Origin of the sequence: Rhizobium sp. 2MFCol3.1 (genome assembly GCF_000377565.1) — a bacterium.
In the GTDB taxonomy this organism is placed as follows: Bacteria; Pseudomonadota; Alphaproteobacteria; order Rhizobiales; family Rhizobiaceae; genus Rhizobium.
Genome location: NZ_KB898375.1, coordinates 1 through 18,537, shown reverse-complemented (window position 1 = coordinate 18,537; position 18,537 = coordinate 1). Strand labels below are relative to the sequence as shown.

20 protein-coding genes are annotated in these 18,537 nt (G+C 61.9%); 15 read left to right on the top strand and 5 right to left on the bottom strand.

Features of this window, described 5'->3' with window-relative positions; genetic code table 11:
• The first annotated feature begins 135 nt into the window (after window positions 1-135).
• The 6 genes from coxB to D460_RS0128520 all read left to right on the top strand — a co-directional run bounded on the left by coxB (window position 136) and on the right by D460_RS0128520 (window position 5,451).
• On the top strand, window positions 136-1,029 hold the full coding sequence (coxB, locus tag D460_RS0128545) for a cytochrome c oxidase subunit II (RefSeq protein WP_018902033.1): 894 nt from the start codon (window positions 136-138) through the stop codon (window positions 1,027-1,029).
• Between the two features lie 17 nt (window positions 1,030-1,046).
• Entirely contained in the window at window positions 1,047-2,747 is a 1,701-nt protein-coding gene (gene ctaD, locus D460_RS0128540) for a cytochrome c oxidase subunit I (protein WP_018902032.1), read from the top strand.
• Window positions 2,748-2,818: 71 nt separating this feature from the next.
• Entirely contained in the window at window positions 2,819-3,775 is a 957-nt protein-coding gene (locus tag D460_RS0128535) for a heme o synthase (protein WP_018902031.1), read from the top strand.
• The gene (locus tag D460_RS37140; protein WP_018902030.1) at window positions 3,772-3,900 is read left to right on the top strand and encodes a hypothetical protein; all 129 of its coding nucleotides are present in this window, start codon (window positions 3,772-3,774) and stop codon (window positions 3,898-3,900) included. Before D460_RS0128535 ends, D460_RS37140 begins: the two co-directional genes overlap by 4 nt.
• A gap of 9 nt (window positions 3,901-3,909) precedes the next feature.
• Complete coding sequence (locus D460_RS0128525; RefSeq protein WP_018902029.1) at window positions 3,910-4,515, top strand: cytochrome c oxidase assembly protein; 606 nt, start codon at window positions 3,910-3,912, stop codon at window positions 4,513-4,515.
• Between the two features lie 57 nt (window positions 4,516-4,572).
• The gene (locus tag D460_RS0128520; RefSeq protein WP_018902028.1) at window positions 4,573-5,451 is read left to right on the top strand and encodes a cytochrome c oxidase subunit 3; all 879 of its coding nucleotides are present in this window, start codon (window positions 4,573-4,575) and stop codon (window positions 5,449-5,451) included.
• Between the two features lie 1,051 nt (window positions 5,452-6,502).
• Here D460_RS0128520 and D460_RS0128510 read toward each other — a convergent pair.
• Together D460_RS0128510 and D460_RS0128505 are read right to left on the bottom strand one after the other, a co-directional pair.
• Window positions 6,503-6,694, bottom strand: coding sequence for a hypothetical protein (locus D460_RS0128510; protein WP_245267828.1), 192 nt, complete (start codon window positions 6,692-6,694; stop codon window positions 6,503-6,505).
• Window positions 6,695-6,733: 39 nt separating this feature from the next.
• A complete protein-coding gene (locus D460_RS0128505; RefSeq protein ID WP_018902026.1) occupies window positions 6,734-7,675 on the bottom strand; it encodes an AraC family transcriptional regulator in 942 nt (313 codons plus the stop codon).
• 107 nt (window positions 7,676-7,782) lie between these two features.
• Here D460_RS0128505 and D460_RS0128500 point away from each other — a divergent pair, with 107 nt between their 5' ends.
• From D460_RS0128500 to D460_RS0128490, 3 genes are all read left to right on the top strand, one after another.
• Window positions 7,783-8,985: an MFS transporter gene (locus D460_RS0128500; RefSeq protein WP_155947876.1), complete on the top strand. Its 1,203-nt coding sequence runs from the start codon at window positions 7,783-7,785 to the stop codon at window positions 8,983-8,985.
• A gap of 188 nt (window positions 8,986-9,173) precedes the next feature.
• On the top strand, window positions 9,174-9,605 hold the full coding sequence (locus D460_RS0128495) for an Imm50 family immunity protein (protein ID WP_018902024.1): 432 nt from the start codon (window positions 9,174-9,176) through the stop codon (window positions 9,603-9,605).
• A gap of 129 nt (window positions 9,606-9,734) precedes the next feature.
• Window positions 9,735-10,103, top strand: a complete 369-nt coding sequence (locus D460_RS0128490) for a hypothetical protein (RefSeq protein WP_018902023.1) — start codon at window positions 9,735-9,737, stop codon at window positions 10,101-10,103.
• Between the two features lie 66 nt (window positions 10,104-10,169).
• Here the strand turns inward: D460_RS0128490 and D460_RS0128485 are convergent, their stop codons facing one another.
• Window positions 10,170-10,811, bottom strand: a complete 642-nt coding sequence (locus D460_RS0128485; RefSeq protein WP_018902022.1) for a chloramphenicol phosphotransferase — start codon at window positions 10,809-10,811, stop codon at window positions 10,170-10,172.
• Between the two features lie 121 nt (window positions 10,812-10,932).
• Between D460_RS0128485 and D460_RS0128480 the strand changes: the two genes are divergently transcribed.
• The 5 genes from D460_RS0128480 to rnhA all read left to right on the top strand — a co-directional run bounded on the left by D460_RS0128480 (window position 10,933) and on the right by rnhA (window position 14,768).
• Window positions 10,933-11,316, top strand: coding sequence for a DUF983 domain-containing protein (locus tag D460_RS0128480; protein ID WP_018902021.1), 384 nt, complete (start codon window positions 10,933-10,935; stop codon window positions 11,314-11,316).
• Window positions 11,309-12,064, top strand: a complete 756-nt coding sequence (locus D460_RS0128475; RefSeq protein WP_026283638.1) for an SURF1 family protein — start codon at window positions 11,309-11,311, stop codon at window positions 12,062-12,064. Before D460_RS0128480 ends, D460_RS0128475 begins: the two co-directional genes overlap by 8 nt.
• A gap of 62 nt (window positions 12,065-12,126) precedes the next feature.
• Window positions 12,127-13,128: a 4-hydroxy-3-methylbut-2-enyl diphosphate reductase gene (gene ispH, locus D460_RS0128470; RefSeq protein WP_018902019.1), complete on the top strand. Its 1,002-nt coding sequence runs from the start codon at window positions 12,127-12,129 to the stop codon at window positions 13,126-13,128.
• Window positions 13,129-13,365: 237 nt separating this feature from the next.
• Window positions 13,366-14,331, top strand: a complete 966-nt coding sequence (locus tag D460_RS0128465) for a homoserine kinase (protein WP_018902018.1) — start codon at window positions 13,366-13,368, stop codon at window positions 14,329-14,331.
• Window positions 14,328-14,768 (top strand): ribonuclease HI, encoded by a 441-nt coding sequence (gene rnhA / locus D460_RS0128460; RefSeq protein ID WP_018902017.1) that lies wholly within the window; start codon window positions 14,328-14,330, stop codon window positions 14,766-14,768. The genes D460_RS0128465 and rnhA overlap by 4 nt, the downstream gene beginning before the upstream one ends.
• 210 nt (window positions 14,769-14,978) lie before the next feature.
• Here the strand turns inward: rnhA and D460_RS0128455 are convergent, their stop codons facing one another.
• Window positions 14,979-15,917 carry an AEC family transporter gene (locus D460_RS0128455; RefSeq protein WP_018902016.1) on the bottom strand — a complete coding sequence of 313 codons (939 nt, stop codon included), beginning with the start codon at window positions 15,915-15,917 and terminating at the stop codon, window positions 14,979-14,981.
• Between the two features lie 99 nt (window positions 15,918-16,016).
• Between D460_RS0128455 and D460_RS0128450 the strand changes: the two genes are divergently transcribed.
• Window positions 16,017-16,898: a LysR substrate-binding domain-containing protein gene (locus D460_RS0128450; RefSeq protein ID WP_026283637.1), complete on the top strand. Its 882-nt coding sequence runs from the start codon at window positions 16,017-16,019 to the stop codon at window positions 16,896-16,898.
• A 198-nt stretch (window positions 16,899-17,096) separates the two neighbouring features.
• Here the strand turns inward: D460_RS0128450 and D460_RS35550 are convergent, their stop codons facing one another.
• Window positions 17,097-17,486 (bottom strand): VOC family protein, encoded by a 390-nt coding sequence (locus D460_RS35550; protein ID WP_081619999.1) that lies wholly within the window; start codon window positions 17,484-17,486, stop codon window positions 17,097-17,099.
• Window positions 17,487-18,537: the final 1,051 nt, after the last annotated feature.

The window sequence follows — 18,537 nt, the reverse complement described above, 5'->3', positions numbered from 1 at the left end:
CATCGGGGCGAAAATGCCGCACGGCCAAATGCTTTGGATTGTTGCGGCAAGTGCTAAACTGTGGTTTGAAGCGCATGAGGATGGCAAGGATTCTGCGTGCAGTGCACGCGGGTCAGCGCTCGAGGGAGATGAAACGTGATTAAGAAGGCCTATGCAGGCATGACCGCGATGGTCTGTCTGCTTTTTGCTTCCGGCAGTTATGCCGACCAACCGATGCCGTGGCAGGCCACTTTGCAGCCAGCCGCGACGCCGATCATGCGCGATATTCACTGGTTCGAACAATATACGCTGTGGTTTATTGTTCCCGTGACACTCTTCGTGCTCGCTCTTCTTATCATCGTCTGTCTTCGCTTCCGGGCCAGTGCGAACCCGGTTCCATCAAAGACGAGCCACAACACCGCAATCGAGATCGCCTGGACCGTGGGACCGGTTCTGGTGCTGCTCTTCCTGGCGGTTCCGTCGTTCAATCTTTTGACCGCGCAGCTGACGCTTCCGGAAAACCCTGATGTCACCATCAAGGCGACCGCGACGCAGTGGCAGTGGAACTATGAATACGAGGGCTCTGGCGACAATCCGCTCGCCTTCGACAGCTATCTCCTGAAGGATCAGGATCGCGCCGCCGCCGGCAAGGAAGATAAGGCCAAGTATCCGCGCCTTCTCGCCGTCGACAACGAACTCGTGCTGCCGGTCAACAAGACGGTGCGCGTTCTCGTGACAGCGGCTCCGACCGACGTCATTCACGCCTTCGCGATGCCGTCCTTCGGCGTCAAGATCGATGCCGTGCCCGGCCGCCTGAACGAAACCTGGTTCCGCGCCGAGCGCGAGGGCCTGTTCTACGGCCAGTGTTCCGAACTCTGCGGCAAGGACCACGCGTTCATGCCGATCGCAATTCGCGTCGTTTCCGAGGACAAGTACAAGCAGTGGATGGCGTCCGCCGCCTCCGACCTGCCCGGTGCTTACAAGAACCTCATGGCTGAAACCGATGGTCCCGCAAAGACCCTCGATGTCGCCGAAAACGTCGCTCAGTAAAGGAAAAGGAACGGGACATGGCTGGACCTTCCGCACACGATCATTCGCATGATCACGATCATGGCGCACACGCCCATGACGATCACCACCACGACCACTCGCACAAGCCGAGCTTCGTCAATCGCTGGCTCTTTTCGACCAACCACAAGGACATCGGCACGCTGTACCTGATCTTCGCGATCATGGCCGGCATCGTCGGCGGTGCGCTCTCCGTTGCCATGCGCATGGAGCTGCAGGAGCCTGGTATCCAGATTTTCCATGGCCTCGCCGCCATGGTCTACGGCTACGAGGGTGATGCCGCCATCGACGGCGCCAAGCAGATGTTCAACATGTTCACCACCGCGCACGCGCTGATCATGATCTTCTTCATGGTCATGCCGGCGATGATCGGCGGTTTCGCCAACTGGATGGTGCCGATCATGATCGGCGCGCCTGATATGGCCTTTCCGCGCCTGAACAACATCTCCTTCTGGCTGATCGTTCCGGCCTTCATCCTGCTCATCATGTCGATGTTCGTCGAAGGCCCGGCCGGCGCTTACGGTGCCGGCGGCGGCTGGACCATGTATCCGCCGCTTTCGAGCACGGGTACACCGGGTCCCGCAGTCGATCTTGCGATCTTCGCGCTCCACATTGCCGGTGCGTCGTCGATCCTCGGTGCCATCAACTTCATCACCACGATCCTGAACATGCGCGCTCCCGGCATGACGCTGCACAAGATGCCGCTCTTTGCCTGGTCGGTTCTGATCACCGCCTTCCTGCTTCTGCTGTCGCTCCCGGTTCTCGCCGGCGCCATCACCATGATGCTGACCGACCGCAACTTCGGCACTTCCTTCTTCGTGCCCGAGGGCGGCGGCGACCCGATCCTTTACCAGCACCTGTTCTGGTTCTTCGGTCACCCTGAAGTCTACATCCTGATCCTGCCCGGCTTCGGCATCGTCAGCCACATCATCTCGACCTTCTCCAAGAAGCCGATCTTCGGCTACCTCGGCATGGCCTACGCCATGGTCGCGATCGGCGCCGTCGGCTTCGTCGTCTGGGCCCACCACATGTACACGGTCGGTCTGTCGCTCGACGCGCAGCGCTACTTCGTCTTCGCAACGATGGTCATCGCCGTGCCCACGGGCGTGAAGATCTTCTCCTGGATCGCGACGATGTGGGGTGGCTCGATCACCTTCTCGACGCCGATGGTCTGGGCGATCGGCTTCATCTTCCTGTTCACGGTCGGTGGCGTCACCGGCGTGCAGCTGGCAAACGCCGGTCTCGACCGTTCGCTGCACGACACCTATTACGTCGTGGCGCACTTCCACTACGTTCTGTCGCTCGGCGCCGTCTTCGCCATCTTCGCCGGCTGGTACTACTGGTTCCCGAAGATGACCGGCTACATGTACAACGAGCTCATCGGCAAGCTGCACTTCTGGGTCATGTTCATCGGCGTCAACCTGGTGTTCTTCCCGCAGCACTTCCTCGGCCTCGCCGGCATGCCGCGCCGCTATATCGACTATCCGGATGCCTTCGCCGGCTGGAACTACGTGTCCTCGATCGGCTCCTACATTTCGGCCTTCGGCGTTCTGATCTTCCTCTTCGGCGTATTCGAAGCCTTCGCCAAGAAGCGCGTCGCCGGAGACAATCCGTGGGGTGAGGGTGCTACGACCCTCGAGTGGCAGCTTTCCTCGCCACCCCCTTATCACCAATGGGAACAGCTCCCGCGCATCAAGTAAATGGATGCGAGACATCGTGACCGCCGCCGGAGGAGCGCGGCGGTCACCGTTCAGTTTTCAGGACAATACCAATGACAGTCATCGACGATCGCAGCAGCCTAGGAGACGACAGCGAATTTCGCATGTCGGAAGCCAGCGCACGCGATTACTTCGAGCTTCTCAAGCCCCGCGTCATGTCGCTTGTGGTCTTCACCGCATTCGCCGGCCTGATCGTGGCGCCCGGCCACATCAACCCGATCATCGGCATCATCGCGGTGCTCTGCATCGCCGTTGGCGCTGGCGCCTCCGGTGCGCTCAACATGTGGTATGACGCCGATATCGATGCGGTGATGACCCGTACCGCCAAGCGTCCGATCCCCGATGGCCGCATCGCGCCCAACGAAGCGCTTGCCTTCGGCCTCGTGCTCTCCTGCTTTTCCGTCTCGATCCTCGGGCTCGCCGTCAATTGGCTTGCAGCCTCGATCCTCGCATTCACCATCTTCTTCTACGCCGTTGTTTACACGATGTGGCTGAAGCGCTCGACGCCGCAGAACATCGTCATCGGCGGTGCGGCCGGCGCTTTCCCCCCGATGATCGGCTGGGCCTGCGTGACCGATAGCGTCACCATCGAAAGCACGGTTCTCTTCCTCATCATCTTCCTCTGGACGCCGGCTCATTTCTGGGCGCTGGCGCTGTTCAAGATGCGCGACTACCAGTCCGTCGGCGTGCCGATGCTGCCGAATGTCTCGGGCGAGCGCACCACCAAGAACCAGATCGTCGTCTATGCCGTCCTGACCGCTTTCAGTGCCGTGGCGCCGACCTTCCTCGGCTTTGCCAGCACCGGCTATGGCGTCGTCGCCGGCCTGCTCAGCGCCGTCTTCGTCTACTGGTCCGTCATCTGCTGGCGCATGCCCGATGGCGATGAGAAGATGGTGCCGGCCAAGAAGCTTTTCGCCTATTCGATTTTCTATCTCTTCGCCATCTTCTCGGCGCTGATGTTCGACCGCCTGGCGTCGTTCCTAATGACGCATTTGGGAGCCGGCCTTTGATCGAGACCGTCAAGCTCACCGAGGCCCAGCGCAAGTCCCGCCGCAACCGCAACGTTGCGCTCGGCCTCGTGCTGGCCGCTCTGGTCGTCATTTTCTACGCCATAACCATCGTGAAATTCACTTGAGGGCATGAGATGAGCGAAGCGCAAAGCACGCCGAGAAAGCCGCGCAACAATGGCGCCGTCGTTTTCATGTGCCTTGCCTTCGTCTTCGGCATGGGCGCGGCAAGCTATGCCGCCGTGCCGCTCTATCGCATGTTCTGTCAGTTGACCGGCTATAACGGCACAACGCAGCGCGTCGAGCAGGCCTCCTCGGTCATCCTCGACCGCAAGATGCGGGTCACCTTCGATGCCAACGTCGCGCCCGGGCTGGAATGGGAGTTCAAGCCCGTCGAGCGCGAGGTTAATCCGCGCATCGGCGAAACGATCCAGGTGAATTTCACCGCCGTCAACAAGTCCGACAAACCCTCGCGCGGCCAGGCCGTGTTCAACGTCACGCCGGGCGAGGCGGGTGTCTATTTCAACAAGGTGCAGTGCTTCTGCTTCAACGAGACCGAGCTCAAGCCGGGCGAGAAGCTGGAGATGCCTGTCGTGTTCTACATCGACGCCGATATCGTCAAGGCCGTGGAATCCAAGGATATTCACACGGTCACCTTGTCTTACACGTTCTATCCGAAGGAAGGACCGAAGCCGGTGGCTTCGCGCGAGGATGGAACGCAAACGCTTGAAAAGAAACTTTGATACTGGGTTCGTTTCCGGCTAAGCCGGAGCGGAGAGGATAGGTCCGGGGGAGTCCAAATGGCCGAAGCGCATCAGAAACATCACGATTATCACATCATAGATCCGAGCCCGTGGCCGCTTCTGGCCTCGATCGGCGCCTTCATCATGGCCTTTGGCGGCGTCGGCTTCATGCGCTACATCAATGGCGGCTCGCTGCACATCTTCGGCATCGAATGGGCGCATCCCTGGCTGTTCTTCATCGGCCTTGCCGTCGTGCTCTACGTGATGTTCGGCTGGTGGGCCGACACCGTCAAGGAAGCCCATGACGGCGCCCACACCCGCGTCGTCTCGCTGCACCTGCGTTACGGCATGATCATGTTCATCGCCTCGGAGGTGATGTTCTTCGTGGCCTGGTTCTGGGCCTATTTCGACGCCAGCCTCTATCCGCACGAAGCCATCCAGGCCTCGCGTCTGGCCTTCACCGGTGGTCAGTGGCCGCCGAAGGGCATCGAGGTGCTCGACCCCTGGCACCTGCCGATCTACAACACCGTCATCCTGCTGCTCTCGGGCACCACGGTCACCTGGGCGCACCATGCGCTGCTGCACAACGACCGCAAGGGCCTCATCCAGGGTCTGACGCTGACGGTGCTGCTCGGCGTCCTGTTCTCCAGCGTCCAGGCCTACGAATACGCCCACGCGCCGTTTGCCTTCAAGAACTCGATCTACGGCGCCACCTTCTTCATGGCGACCGGCTTCCACGGCTTCCACGTGCTCGTCGGCACGATCTTCCTGATCGTCTGCCTGATCCGCGCCATGCGCGGCGATTTTACCCCGAAGCAACACTTCGGCTTCGAAGCCGCCGCCTGGTACTGGCACTTCGTCGACGTGGTCTGGCTCTTCCTGTTCTTCTCGATCTACGTCTGGGGTGGCTGGGGCGCACCGCTCGCGGCGGGGTGACGGCTGCGGAAAGACAGGTCGCAGAGACTGCTTGAAATGCAAGTGCGGAGCCATCGTGAGGTGGCTCCGCATTTTTTTTGTTTCAGAGGTTTTCGACCCTTAGCTTCGTCTCACCAGCGGGCCCCCTCACCCTACCCTCTCCCCGAGGGGAGAGGGGAAGAGACCGCAGAGGCGCCGCTTATCCCTTCTCCCCAGCGGGGAGAAGGTGCCCAAAGGGCGGATGAGGGGGCTCCGGATGCTGAGGTTAACCACGGGGCGTCCGCGAAGGCGTCGCAAACGCATCTGGCGCAAGATATTGGGCCAAGAGCCGGGTGCCGAGGGCCGGAAGGACCCCACAAATGCCGCTGATATATAGCATCGGGGATGAAAGTATTTCCGGCCCTCTAAACGTGCCCGGCCCCGGAATACGCCAATGCGCATGCTGCGCAGAGAGCAGTCGCGCATCCACCGCAAAAACCGGCGCAGCGAAATCCAGATCCAAAGCGATGGCGCAGTATGGAGAACAACACGCCGCCCACGACCGACGGCACGAGACCAAACACATATCCCATCGCCAGCAGAACCCCGGCTGCTTCCCAGCTCCTCAACCAGAATGGAACAACCAGCAGAAGCATGCCGAGTAGTGGCCCAACTGCAGCCGCAAAAAGAATGATCTGCCAGGCAGGTGGTTTCAATCGAGCAACCGTTTTCAACATTCACGTGTCGCCACAATAAGGTTCTCGCCGATAGCTAGCAATATCCACATCTGGCCCGAAGCGCTCATTGATCCTGACATCTGCGACAATTAGATTTGTGCCATGGGAAAATTGCACAAAGCAATTACGATCATTCTAAGCACAATCGGGCTGATCCTCGGTGGTTGGCTTGGCTATGAACTCGCAGGCCCTATTGGGGTGTTGGTATTCACACCGCTGGGCGCTCTGGCTGGGTTGGTTGTGAGCATTCTCAATTGGAGATTGCTCTATTTTCTAGGATGATCGCTTCTGGCCCAAAGCTGTCTTCCACTTTCACAAGTGACCGGCCGCAACCCCACCGCCCAATAAGCGTCCAATCACGCCAATTCCTTGAGAATCAAAATCCGGTTCGCGGTCGCGAAGGCAATGGCTCCGTCCTGCTCGAGCGCCCGCAACACAGCCTTGATCTCCCCTGGCGTGAACCCATCAACGCCCAGCCGGTCGATAACATCCAGCAGGTTGATCGTCACGTCAGGCTTGGCCTTGAGCGCGCGCAGCCGTCCGATCAAGGCGTTTTCGGTATCGTCAAATCGGCTCATCGGAGTACCTCAACCGGCAACCGGCGCAACGGCACCATTCCGCTTCTCGCGAAAATGGCTCGGCGAAGCACCGATCACGCGCTTGAACGCGCGGCTGAAGGACGCCTCCGAATCATACCCAAGCCGTTCGGCGACGGTCGCCACCCGCTGCCCCTCGCGCAGCCACTCATGGGCCTGGTGCATGCGCATCCGCGCCACGTAGCGCGCCGGGGTTTCGCCGACGACGCTGACGAAGCGCTGGGCGAAGCCAGAGCGCGAGGCGCCCATGTGGCGCGCCAGTTCGTTCACGCTCCAGTCGTGCGCGGGATCAAGGTGAATGGCGGCCAGCACCCGCCCGACTTCCGGGTTGCGCACGGCGGCAAGCCAGCCGCTTGCGTCGCCGCAGCCATGCTCCACCCATGTGCGGATGATCGTAGCCGTCAGCACGTCGGCAAGGCGCGACAGGATACCGCCGGCGCCCACCCGGTTCATCTCGACCTCGCGCATCATGGCGTCGAGAAGCGGCGGGATCGTCGGTTCGCTCTTGGCGAGATCGCTGGTGCGCATGACATCGGGCATCAGGTTGAGAAGCGGATGGCGCTTGTCGACATTGAAGCGCATGACCGCGAAAAAGATGAGGTTATTGCTGTCGGTGCATGGACATTGCAGGTCCACGATGCCATCGCAGAGCGGCTTGCGGGGGAGGCAGTCGACCGGGGTCGGCGAAATGCCCGGTTCGCTCGCGATCACATGCGCATCGCCGCGCGGCAGGAGAACGGCGTCGCCGGGGCGCATCTCGGTCCACGCGCCATCAGGCGCCTGCAGATAGGCGCTGCCCGCCGCGAGGAAGTGAAATCGCGCTTCCGCCTGGGCGGGATAGGCCGTGGCCCAGGGTGCTGACGGCTGGCAGCGACCATATTCGACGCCATCGAGCCGCAGCCCGCGCAGCATCTCGGTCAGTGGATCGGTCATCATGGTCTCCGGCAGGTTTGGACGAATTGTTATGCTTTATAGCTTTTCCAGCATGGAAACGCCAGATGCTTGAGCGTAGCGTCGCCGCAGAAATGACGGAGATGCATATGAACATTCACTCAGAGATCAACCATCCAGCCGCGAAGGGCGAGACACCTGCCGCATGGGCAGGCGTTGTTTCGCTGTCGCTTGGTGTATTTGGGCTCGTGACGGCGGAATTTCTACCCGCGAGCCTTCTGACGCCGATGTCGCATGACCTTGGCGTCAGCCTCGGCGCCGCCGGTCAATCGGTGACGGCGACAGCAGTGGTCGGCGCGCTGGCCGGGCCGGGCATCGTGCTCGGCACGGCCCGCTTCGACCGCCGCTACACGCTGCTCGCGCTCACAAGCCTGCTCATCATATCGAGCCTCATCGCCGCCACGGCAAACGGGCTGGTGACGCTGCTCCTCTCACGCGCGCTGCTCGGCGTCGGGCTTGGCGGTTTCTGGGCGATGTCGCTGGCGCTTGCCATGCGCCTCGTGCCGGAGCGGCTGATGCCGCGCGCCATGGCAATCGTCATGACCGGCGTGTCGGCGGCAACCGTCTGTGCCGCGCCTGTCGGCGCCTGGGTCGGCGAGGCCTTCGGCTGGCGCGCGGCCTTCTGGATCGCCTCGGGGCTTGGCGTCGTCGCATTCCTCGTCCAGGCGTTCACGCTTCCGGCCATGCCGCCGACAGGTTCGGGCGGTCTCGGCACGATGGCCCAGGTCTTGCGCCGTCCGGCCATCCGGCTCGGCCTCGTCACCATCCTCTTCGTCGTCTCCGGCCATTTCGCGGGCTTCACCTTCATCCGCCCGTTTCTTGAAACGGTGCCGCATTTCGGCGTCGAGGCGATTTCCGGCATTCTTCTCGCCTTCGGCGTCGGCGGCTTTATCGGCAATATCGCCGGCGGCCTGATCGCCGAGCGCAACACCACGCTTGCCATGACGCTTGCCGCCTCAGGCATTGCCGTCACCGCCTTCCTGCTTGCCTTCGCAGGCGAAGCACCGGCGCTGGCTGCGGTCGCCACAGCCCTGTGGGGCTTTGCCTTCGGCGCATTGCCGGTCAGCGTTCAGAGCTTCATCACCGAGGCTGCCGCAGACGAGGCCGAGAGCGCCGGGGCGCTGATGCTGACGACCTTTCAGGTCGCGATCTCGAGCGGCGCCGTGCTTGGCGGCTTGATCGTCGATGTCCAGGGGGCCTCAGGCGTCTTCGCCTTCGCCGGCATCGCAGCCCTTCTCGGCGCCACCCTGATCGGCGTCGCCAGCCGCCGCAGGATGGTTGCCGCGGGGTGATGAAGGCGATTGATTAAGGCGGGTCGGAAGGTTCGCGGCGAACACGGATATGGAGCCATCGAGAGGTGGCTCCATATTTTTGTCGTGAGAGCTCGCGGCTCGTTGCAGTCACCCGGCGAGATTCAGGCAGAGATTGCAAACTCACCCTGAATTGATAGTGTGAAGCCACGCGATGTTCGGGAGGCTCCATGACTTATTCAGATGTGGCCGGCGGCGACGAGCTTCTGAGATGGTTCGGGCAGGTTCCGACCTTTCACGATGCCGAAATCATCAGTCTTTCTCTGAATAGAACCGGGACCAGCGAACTGAGGATACATGGCTGGGTCATGACCGATGAGGTCGATTCGCGCGGTTACATCGTGCTGAAAAAGCATGCGGTCGTGACCTTCGCGATCACCGACATCATGGACCTCGAATTGGATGGCTTTAGCCGCCAGAACGTCATCGGTGGCCTCCACCTTCAACGTGCGACGGATAGAGGCCGCGCTGGTTGGTATGCCATGCCGGAAGAGGAGACGGACATGGAGATTGAATTGCTCCCCTGTTACGGATTGGACGGCTTCATCAGAGCGAAGAAGGTGATGATTTCCTTTGTGCCGGGGAGGCCCGAGAAGAAATAGTCGGCCTCTCGCGGTCGCCGTCTTGCGGCGCGAAGCGGTCCGCTTTCGGCCCGGCGGACATGAATATCGCGCCACATATCGGGAGCCATGCTTGTGTCATGCCCTCAAGATAAGCGAGAGTCGTGATCGATGTCGCCCGCGCGGTTTCCTTTGGTAACCTTCCTGGTCTTCGCTTTAGCAAGCAATGGCTTTGCCGAAACCATGGCAAAGTCAGCGGAGCCGTCGGTGGTGTGCCGTGAAGCGGATGTGAAACTGGCCATTTGGTCGAGCCAGAGTGCCGTGACAAATGTCGATTATGGGAGCCACCCAGCCACCATGCAGGTCGATTGGCAGCGCTGGATGGCCCTTCCTTTCAAATTTCAAGAGGACCTTGCCAAGGCAGCCTATTGTCGTGTCCAGTTTGATAATCCCGGCGCTACGCTGGAAGTGCGAAACGGCGACCGGCTCGTTGGATCGATCACGAATGGCGTATGGCACAACTATGTCTCCGGCGAGTAAGCGGGGCGATCGGAGCCAGTCCGCTCGCCGCCAAAGCGACCTTCGTCCCGCTTTTCTCGCCCAGCCCTACCGCGCTTCCGCGATCCGCTCGAACGCCGACGGCCGGGGTATCCCAAGGTCCAGCGTCTGCCGGATGATCTCGGCGCATTCCAGCGGCGTCAGAAGCGACGTGTCCACCTCAAGATCGTAGATCCCCGGCTGGTGCACGTGGTCCTGCCAGCGCTGCACGGAATCGGGGATCGGGTCTTCGGCGCTTGCCTGGTCGTAGAGCCCCTCGCGGCCCGGCATGCGGATCTCGCGGCGGCGCATGATGGTGTCGAGCGGACAATGAACGCCGACAAAGAGAACCGGAAAACCTTCAAGCCTGCGGGCGCAGTCGGTCAGGATGCCGAGCGGTTGCGAATAGAAATCGTGGTGCCCGAGATCGGCGACGACGTTGAGGCCGAGGCCGACATGGATGGCGATGGTCTCGTAGAGGGCGGCGTAGAAGAACGGCACCGCGTCTTCGAGATCGGGGCGTTCGCCGCCGGGCCGCAGGCCGATGCCGGGCAGATAGCGATCGGGCGTCATAGCGTTATAGGCATCGACGCCGATGTTCATCCACGGGCCGTCGAACTCGTCCTGGATCGCCTTGGCGATCGATGATTTTCCGCTGCGCGGTGCGCCGTTCAGAATAACGATCTGAGCGGCGGGGTTTTCCTCGGACATATATTTTCTTCTTTTGTTTGGCGCGAATCAGTGAGGCGAAATCGCGCAGGCATTTCACTTCGTATTGCGATTACATTATGGGTGACTTTAAGGCGGTGACTCACCGCGTCGGGAGGATAGCATGAACGAGGACAGCGCGCATTTCCCGCCTGTGGATTCTTTGAAAACAGGTCTGCGCGGCTGCTGCCCGCGCTGCGGCAATGGCAAGCTTTTCAATGGTTTGCTGGGCCTGAAGCCGCGTTGCGCCGCTTGCGGTCTCGATTATGCCTTTGCCGACGCCGGCGATGGCCCGGCCGTCTTCGTCATCCTGATCGTCGGCTTCATCGTCATCGGCTCGGTGCTGTGGCTGGAAGTGAACTATTCGCCGCCGATCTGGCTGCATATCCTGCTCTTCGCGCCGCTGACGATCATCCTCTCGCTGCTGGCGCTGCGTTGGTGCAAGGGCATCCTGATCGCCATGCAGTATCGCCACAATGCCCGTGAAGGACGTCTCTCCCGTGATTGATGCCACAGCCGCCGCCCCCCGTCGCACACGATCCGTCCTGACCGCCATCGCGGTTCTCGTAGCACTCGCCATCCTGATTGCGCTCGGCACCTGGCAGGTCGAGCGGCTGCACTGGAAGGAAGGCCTGCTCGCCGATATCGCCGCGCGCCTCGCAGCCCCCGTGGTCCCGCTCTCCGATATCGAGGCCATGGCCGCCAAGGGCGGGGATATCGAATACCGCCGTGTCACTTTGTCCGGCGTCTACGACAACAGCCGCGAACGCCACTTCTTCGCCACCTGGCGCGGCCAGACCGGCTTTTACGTCTACACGCCGCTGCGGCTTTCCGACGGCCGAGATGTCTTCGTCAATCGCGGCTTCGTGCCCTACGACAACAAGGAACCGGAAATGCGCATGCAGGGCCAGCTGACGGGTGAGCAGACCGTCAACGGTCTCGCCCGCAGCAAACTATCAGGCAAGCCCTCCTGGATCGTGCCTGATAACGACGTCGCCAAGAACATCTTCTACTGGAAGGACCTCGACGTCATGGCCTCGAGCACCGGGCTCGACAAGGCCGCGGTCGTGCCCTTCTTCGTCGATGCCGATGATACGCCCAATCCCAAGGGCATGCCGATCGGCGGCGTCACCGAGGTCGACCTGCCCAACAACCACCTGCAATACGCCTTCACCTGGTATGGTCTGGCCGCCACGCTGGTCGTGATCGTCGTCGTCGCGCGCTTCCGCAAGCGCGGCAATCCGCCGGCGCAATAGTATCGCTTCAATTCGTGCCTATATTGGGCTAGAGACGCACATCTGCATTAACCGGAAAAGACATGAATATTGCGGCGAAACCTCCACTGACGATCAGGCTCTGCGGGCCGCGCGGCTTTTGCGCCGGCGTCGACCGGGCAATCCAGATCGTCGTTCTGGCGCTGAAATCCTATGGCGCGCCCGTCTATGTCAGGCACGAGATCGTTCATAACCGCTATGTCGTCGAAGGCCTGGAAGCCAAGGGCGCCGTCTTCGTCGAGGAGCTGAACGAGATCCCGGAAGAGCATCGCGCCCAGCCGGTGGTCTTTTCCGCCCATGGCGTGCCGAAATCGGTGCCCGAGGATGCGACGTCTCGCAACCTCTTCTATCTCGACGCCACATGCCCGCTGGTCTCCAAGGTCCACAAGCAGGCCATGCGCCACAACAAGCTCGGCCGCCACGTCGTCCTGATCGGCCATGCCGGCCACCCCGAAGTGATCGGCACCATGGGCCAGCTGCCCGAAGGCGCCGTCTCGCTGGTCGAAACCATCGCCGACGTCGATCTCTACGAGCCCGTCGATCCCGACAATCTCGGCTATGTCACGCAGACCACGCTCTCGGTCGACGACACCGCCGGCGTCATCGCCCGCCTGCAGGAGCGTTTCCCGAACCTGACGGCGCCAGCGGCCGATTCGATCTGCTACGCCACGACCAACCGCCAGGAAGTCGTCAAACAGGCGGCCCCCGGCTGCGATCTCTTCATCATCGTCGGCGCGCCCAATTCGTCCAATTCCAAGCGCCTCGTCGAAGTGGCGCTGAGGGCAGGGGCGAAGAAATCGATCCTGGTACAGCGCGCCTCCGAGCTCGATTGGGACGATATCGGCCACGTCGGCACGCTCGGCCTGTCAGCCGGCGCCTCGGCCCCCGAGGTCATCGTCAACGAGATCATCGAAGCGTTTCGCGCCCGTTTCGATGCCCGCGTCGAGCTTGCCGAGACTGTTCAGGAAAACGAGCACTTCCTCGTCAACCGCGAACTGCGCGACATCGAGCTGACGACGGCGGACATGGCGTTCGTGAACGGGTAATCGTTGGGCTGGAGGGTGGGGCCACCCCCCTCTGTCCTGCCGGACATCTCCCCCACAAGGGGGGAGATCGGCCAGCCGCTTGCTCCCTGCGCCATCGCCAACGACAATTGTTTGGGGAAGACGCTCACCCCATCCAATCTCCCCCCTTGTGGGGGAGATGCCCGGCAGGGCAGAGGGGGGTATCATTTGCACCGCCCGAAGCCGACCGAAGCACCAAACTGAAAACGAGAGCCCGCCTTGGCAGTCTACACCGATATCTCCGAAGACGATCTGAAGTGGTTCCTGACGGAATATGATGCCGGCACGCTCTTGTCCTACAAGGGCATCGCCGAGGGCGTCGAAAACAGCAACTTCCTGCTGCACACGTCGAAGGACCCGCTGATCCTGACGCTCTACGAAAAGCGCGTCGAAAAGACCGACCTGCCGTTCTTCCTCGGCCTGATGCAGCATCTTTCCGCCCGCGGCCTGTCCTGCCCGCTGCCGCTGCCGCGCAAGGATGGCGCGCTGCTCGGCCAGCTGTCGGACCGCCCCGCGGCGCTGATCTCCTTCCTCGAAGGCATGTGGCTGCGCAAGCCGGAAGCCAGGCATTGCCGCGAAGTCGGAAGAGCGCTGGCCCGCATGCACATCGCCGGCGAAGGTTTTGAGCTCAAGCGCCCCAACGCGCTCTCCGTCGATGGCTGGCAGGTGCTGTGGGACAAGGCGCAAGCCCGTGCAGACGAAGTCGAGAAGGGCCTGCAGGCGGAAATCCGCGGCGAGCTCGACCATCTCGCGGCGCATTGGCCGAAGGATCTCCCCTCCGGCGTCATCCACGCCGATCTCTTCCCCGACAACGTCTTCTTCCTGGGCGACGATCTCTCGGGCCTGATCGATTTCTACTTCGCTTGCAACGATCTGCTCGCCTACGACGTCTCGATCATCCTCAACGCCTGGTGCTTCGAAAAGGACGGCGCCTATAACATCACCAAAGGCATGGCGATGCTCGAAGGCTATACCAGCGTGCGGCCGCTCAGCGACGCCGAACTGGCGGCGCTCCCGATCCTCTCGCGCGGCTCGGCGCTGCGCTTCTTCCTCACTCGCCTCTACGACTGGCTGATGACGCCGGAAGGCGCGATGGTGACGAAGAAGGACCCGCTCGAATACCTGCGCAAGCTGCGCTTCCACCGGCAGATCAAATCCGCCGCCGAATACGGGCTCACGCCATGAAGCACGTCGACATCTACACCGACGGCGCCTGCTCCGGAAATCCCGGCCCCGGCGGCTGGGGCGCGGTGCTGCGCTATGGCGAGGTCGAAAAGGAGCTCTGCGGCGGCGAGGCGGAAACCACCAACAACCGCATGGAGCTGCTTGCCGCCATCTCGGCGCTGACGGCGCTAAAGAGCGCCTGCGAGGTGGATCTCCACACCGACAGCAAATACGTCATGGACGGCATCTCCAAGTGGATCTTCGGCTGGAAGAAGAACGGCTGGAAAACCGCGGACAAGAAGCCGGTGAAGAACGGCGAACTCTGGCAGGCTCTCGACGCCGCCAACCAGCGCCACAAGGTCAAGTGGCACTGGGTCAAGGGCCACGCCGGCCACCCGGAAAACGAACGCGCCGATGAGTTGGCGCGCAAGGGCATGGAGCCGTTCAAGAAGCGGTAGGGCGGGGGCGTCTTCCCTTGCTCGACTTCCCCTTCTCCCCAGCGGGGAGAAGGTGGCCCAAAGGGTCGGATGAGGGGGCTCCAGGCTCCAACTTATCCATCAGAATCATTATCTTAGACCTGTCACCCGCACCCCCCTCATCTGCCTGCCGGCATCTTCTCCCCGCTGGGGAGAAGGGACTCGTGGCGGGCCGCTCGCCCCAATCATTCCTCACCCCGCCACCGCCAGATAAGCCGAAATCGTCCCAATCGACAGCACCGTCGAAGCCAGCACCACACGCCCGGTCAAACTCGCCTCGCGCCCATAAAACTCCGCCAGCATGAACGGCCCAGTCCCCGTCGGCAGCGCCGCGAGCAACACGCAGGTATGCACCGCAACCGGCGGCAAATGCAGCAGCGGCCCGGCTATGACCCATGTCACCAAAGGCTGCGCAACCAGCTTCAGCCCGACCAGAATCCCCGCAGTCGCCGCCCGCTCGGTCGCCGCCCCGGCCTTTGATCCCGCTAGAAACAACCCAAGCGCAATCAGCGCGCAGGGCGAGGCGGCCCCGCCGAGAAGTTTTAGAAACGCATGCACCGGCGCCGGCAGCGAAACGCCCGAGACCATGAACAGCGCCCCCAGCACCGGCGCGATCAAAAGCGGGTTTTTGGCGAGCGACAGGAATGTCTTCCGGGCAATATCGCGCCGCCGCGTCTCCGATTGCAGCCCGCCCTCGATCAAGACGATGGCGACGGCGAAGAGCACGCAGACGGTGACGATCGTCGCGATCAGCGTCGGCGCCATGCCGTTATCGCCGACGATCGAGAGCACCAGCGGAAAGCCCACGAACCCCGTATTGGCGTAGCTGGCGTTGAGGCTGTCGATCGCCGCATCCGCCAGATGCCGGCCCTTCGCCATCCGCCACCAGAGCGTCGCGCAAAAGATGATGGCGCAGCCCGAGGTGAAGGCGAGGATGAAACCCGGCTGCCAGATCTGCGATAGCTTCGCGTTGGCCATGATGTCGAAGAGCAGGGCCGGCAGCGCCAGATAGACCACCAGCCGGTTCACCTCGCGCGTCGCATTGGGGCCGAGCGCGTCGGTCTTGCGCGCGATCCATCCGGTCAGGATCAGCGCGAAGATCGGGAGCACGATGAGGAGATTGGTCAGCATTGGGGAGGGAACTCAGGTTGCAAAGACCATTGTCTAGCCCCTGATATCGATATAATCCAATGTCGATATCATCGCTGATCGATACCTCAGAGGTATGAAATGGACACGCGCCACATGCGCTACTTCGTGGCGCTCGCTGAGACCTTGCACTTCGGCCACGCGGCGGCCCGCATGAACATGAGCCAGCCTCCCTTCAGCCGGCAGATCGCCGCGATCGAGAAGACGCTCGGCGCCCGCCTTTTCGAGCGTAATTCCCGCAACGTCGCGCTGACGGCGGCGGGCCGGCATTTTCTCGAGGAGTGCCGCGCGGTGCTCGAGCGTTTTGACGCCGCCTGCCGCGATGTGCAGCTGGTCGCATCGGGCGTGAAGGGCGAATTGAAGCTCGGCTTCATGATGAACGCCGCCTACAGCGTCGTCCCGGCGCTGGTGCGATTGTATTCCGAAAAGCGCCCCGATGTCCGCCTCGTGCTCGAGGAGCGCATACCCACCGATATCGAGGAGATGCTGATCGAAGGCCGCCTCGACGCCGCCGTCACCTTCGGCGGCAGCCCGGCCACGCATCTGCGCACCACGCTTCTCGCCCGCGACCGCCTGCGCCTGATCGTGCCGCGAGATCACCGCCTGGCGAAACTCGAGATCGCCGGCCCAACGGACCTCGCAAGCGAACGCCTGATCGCCGCCCCCGCAAGCGTGACGCCGACGCTCCGCGACGCCATCCGCAACTACTGCGCCTCCCCAGGCGTCGTCCCGCACTTCGCCCTCGAACCCCGCCTGCAGCACACCATCATCCGCCTCGTCGCCGAAGGCCTGGGCATCGCACTGATTCCGCAGTCTTTGTGTGCGGATCTGGCGGAAGGGCTGGTCTCGCGGCCGATTTTGGATGCACCGGAGTTCGACATCGTTCTTTGTGCGTCGGCTGCGTCGAGCAATCCGGCGGTGCCGGCGCTGTTTGAGGTGGCGGAGAGGTTGGGCGGGGGGTAAACGCGCCGAGGAGGCTTGATCAAGCAGCCGACTGAGCGCCAGCCGCCCCCTCATCTGCCTACCGGCATCTTCTCCCCGAGGGGAGAAGGGAAGAGCGGCAGCCTCTGCGCCATCCCCCTCTCCCCTCGGGGAGAGGGTAGGGTGAGGGGGCCACACTTTAGAACCGACGATCAGTCAATCGGGCTCATTGTCATGGGCCTAATCCCAAGCAGCGTTTTGGAGAACAACTCTGTAGCCGTCTGGGTCTTCGAAGGTTTTCCCGTTTCGATCCCAATAGGGATTAAGCGCGGTAACAGGCGGGAACCCAGACGCGACCATACGGTCGACGGATGCATTCCATTCAATCGGATCAGGAATATAGAAGACGATCAAGTTGTCTTCGGTCGGGGCACGGCCGACAGGGTGCCCTACCTTCTTGGTGAACTCAAAGTGATACGGAACCCCACGCTGGCCGACCATCATGCCGTCAAAGCCATCGTGTCCTGCGAACTCGTAAAGCAACTCGAGGCCGAGACCGGCACAGTAGAACTGGCGAAGGGCTTCCAAATCATCACTTGGTCGCGCGACGCGGATTGTCAAAGGTTGCAAATCTCAGGTTCCTCGCATGTCATTGATCCCCAGCATTTAGAGATCGTGGCGGCTTGATCGTCAATGAATTGACGACCGCTTAGGCCCGGTAGTGATCATCACTAGTCGATCACGTCGCGCATGCCAGCGTTGCTCCTCGCAACCACACCCCCACATCCCAAATATCAACCACTTACACCACACATTTTCCCCATACCCACCGCCTGCGCCAAACTCACCCCGTCCCGTCTTCGGATACACCGGTTGCGTTACCGGCGAGATGGGACCGGCGCTTTCGGGAAACCCCTGACGCAGGGTGAAACGAGGGGCGTCGCGGAATGGTCCCGCCAGTGAAGAGCTGGTGTGCGGGTACGAAGGTCGGTTCGCCGACACCACGCGCCTATGCACATAAGGGACGGCGACTGGCCGACCGTGGAGCCTCAAAAGGGTTTTGCGGAACGGCGCCGGGGTGCTGCGGGCGACAGGTCCGCGGAGGCCCTCCCGGCGTCGATCAAGACGGCCCATTCGGGATGCCCGGGAAGCGAAAGCCTCAAGAACAAGAACAATCCCGCGAGCATATCTCTGAAAAGATGCCGATCACCCGGTAAAGGAACCAGGACACGATAGCAGACCGCCGAACGGGGCGCCGGAAGGTGTCAATAAAACTAAACTATTTACGAGGCAGCTTCTGGCGCCCCGTCCGAACCAGTGCCGTATCAACCGGGGGTAAAACCTGCCGGGGTAGAGGCATGTTGTTTTGTGGGGTGGGAGTTTTGAAAATGGCTAATGTCAGCGCCAGTGGCCCCCTCATCCGCCCTTCGGGCACCTTCTTGGATGATCAAAATATGAGATAGTTGTTTCTGCCGGGCGGGTGGCCACCCGCCCGGCAGCTGGTTGTCGGATCGTCACCTTCTCAGCCGTTCGGGGCTGTGGGGAGCAGGATCGCAACCGGCTCTTCATCAGGCCCGTGTGGTTGCAGGAACCTTGGGGTTCGTATCCAAGACAGGGACGACGAAGATGACCGATAATAGCATGATCTGTGCCGGAATCGATGTCGGCAAAAGCCATCTCG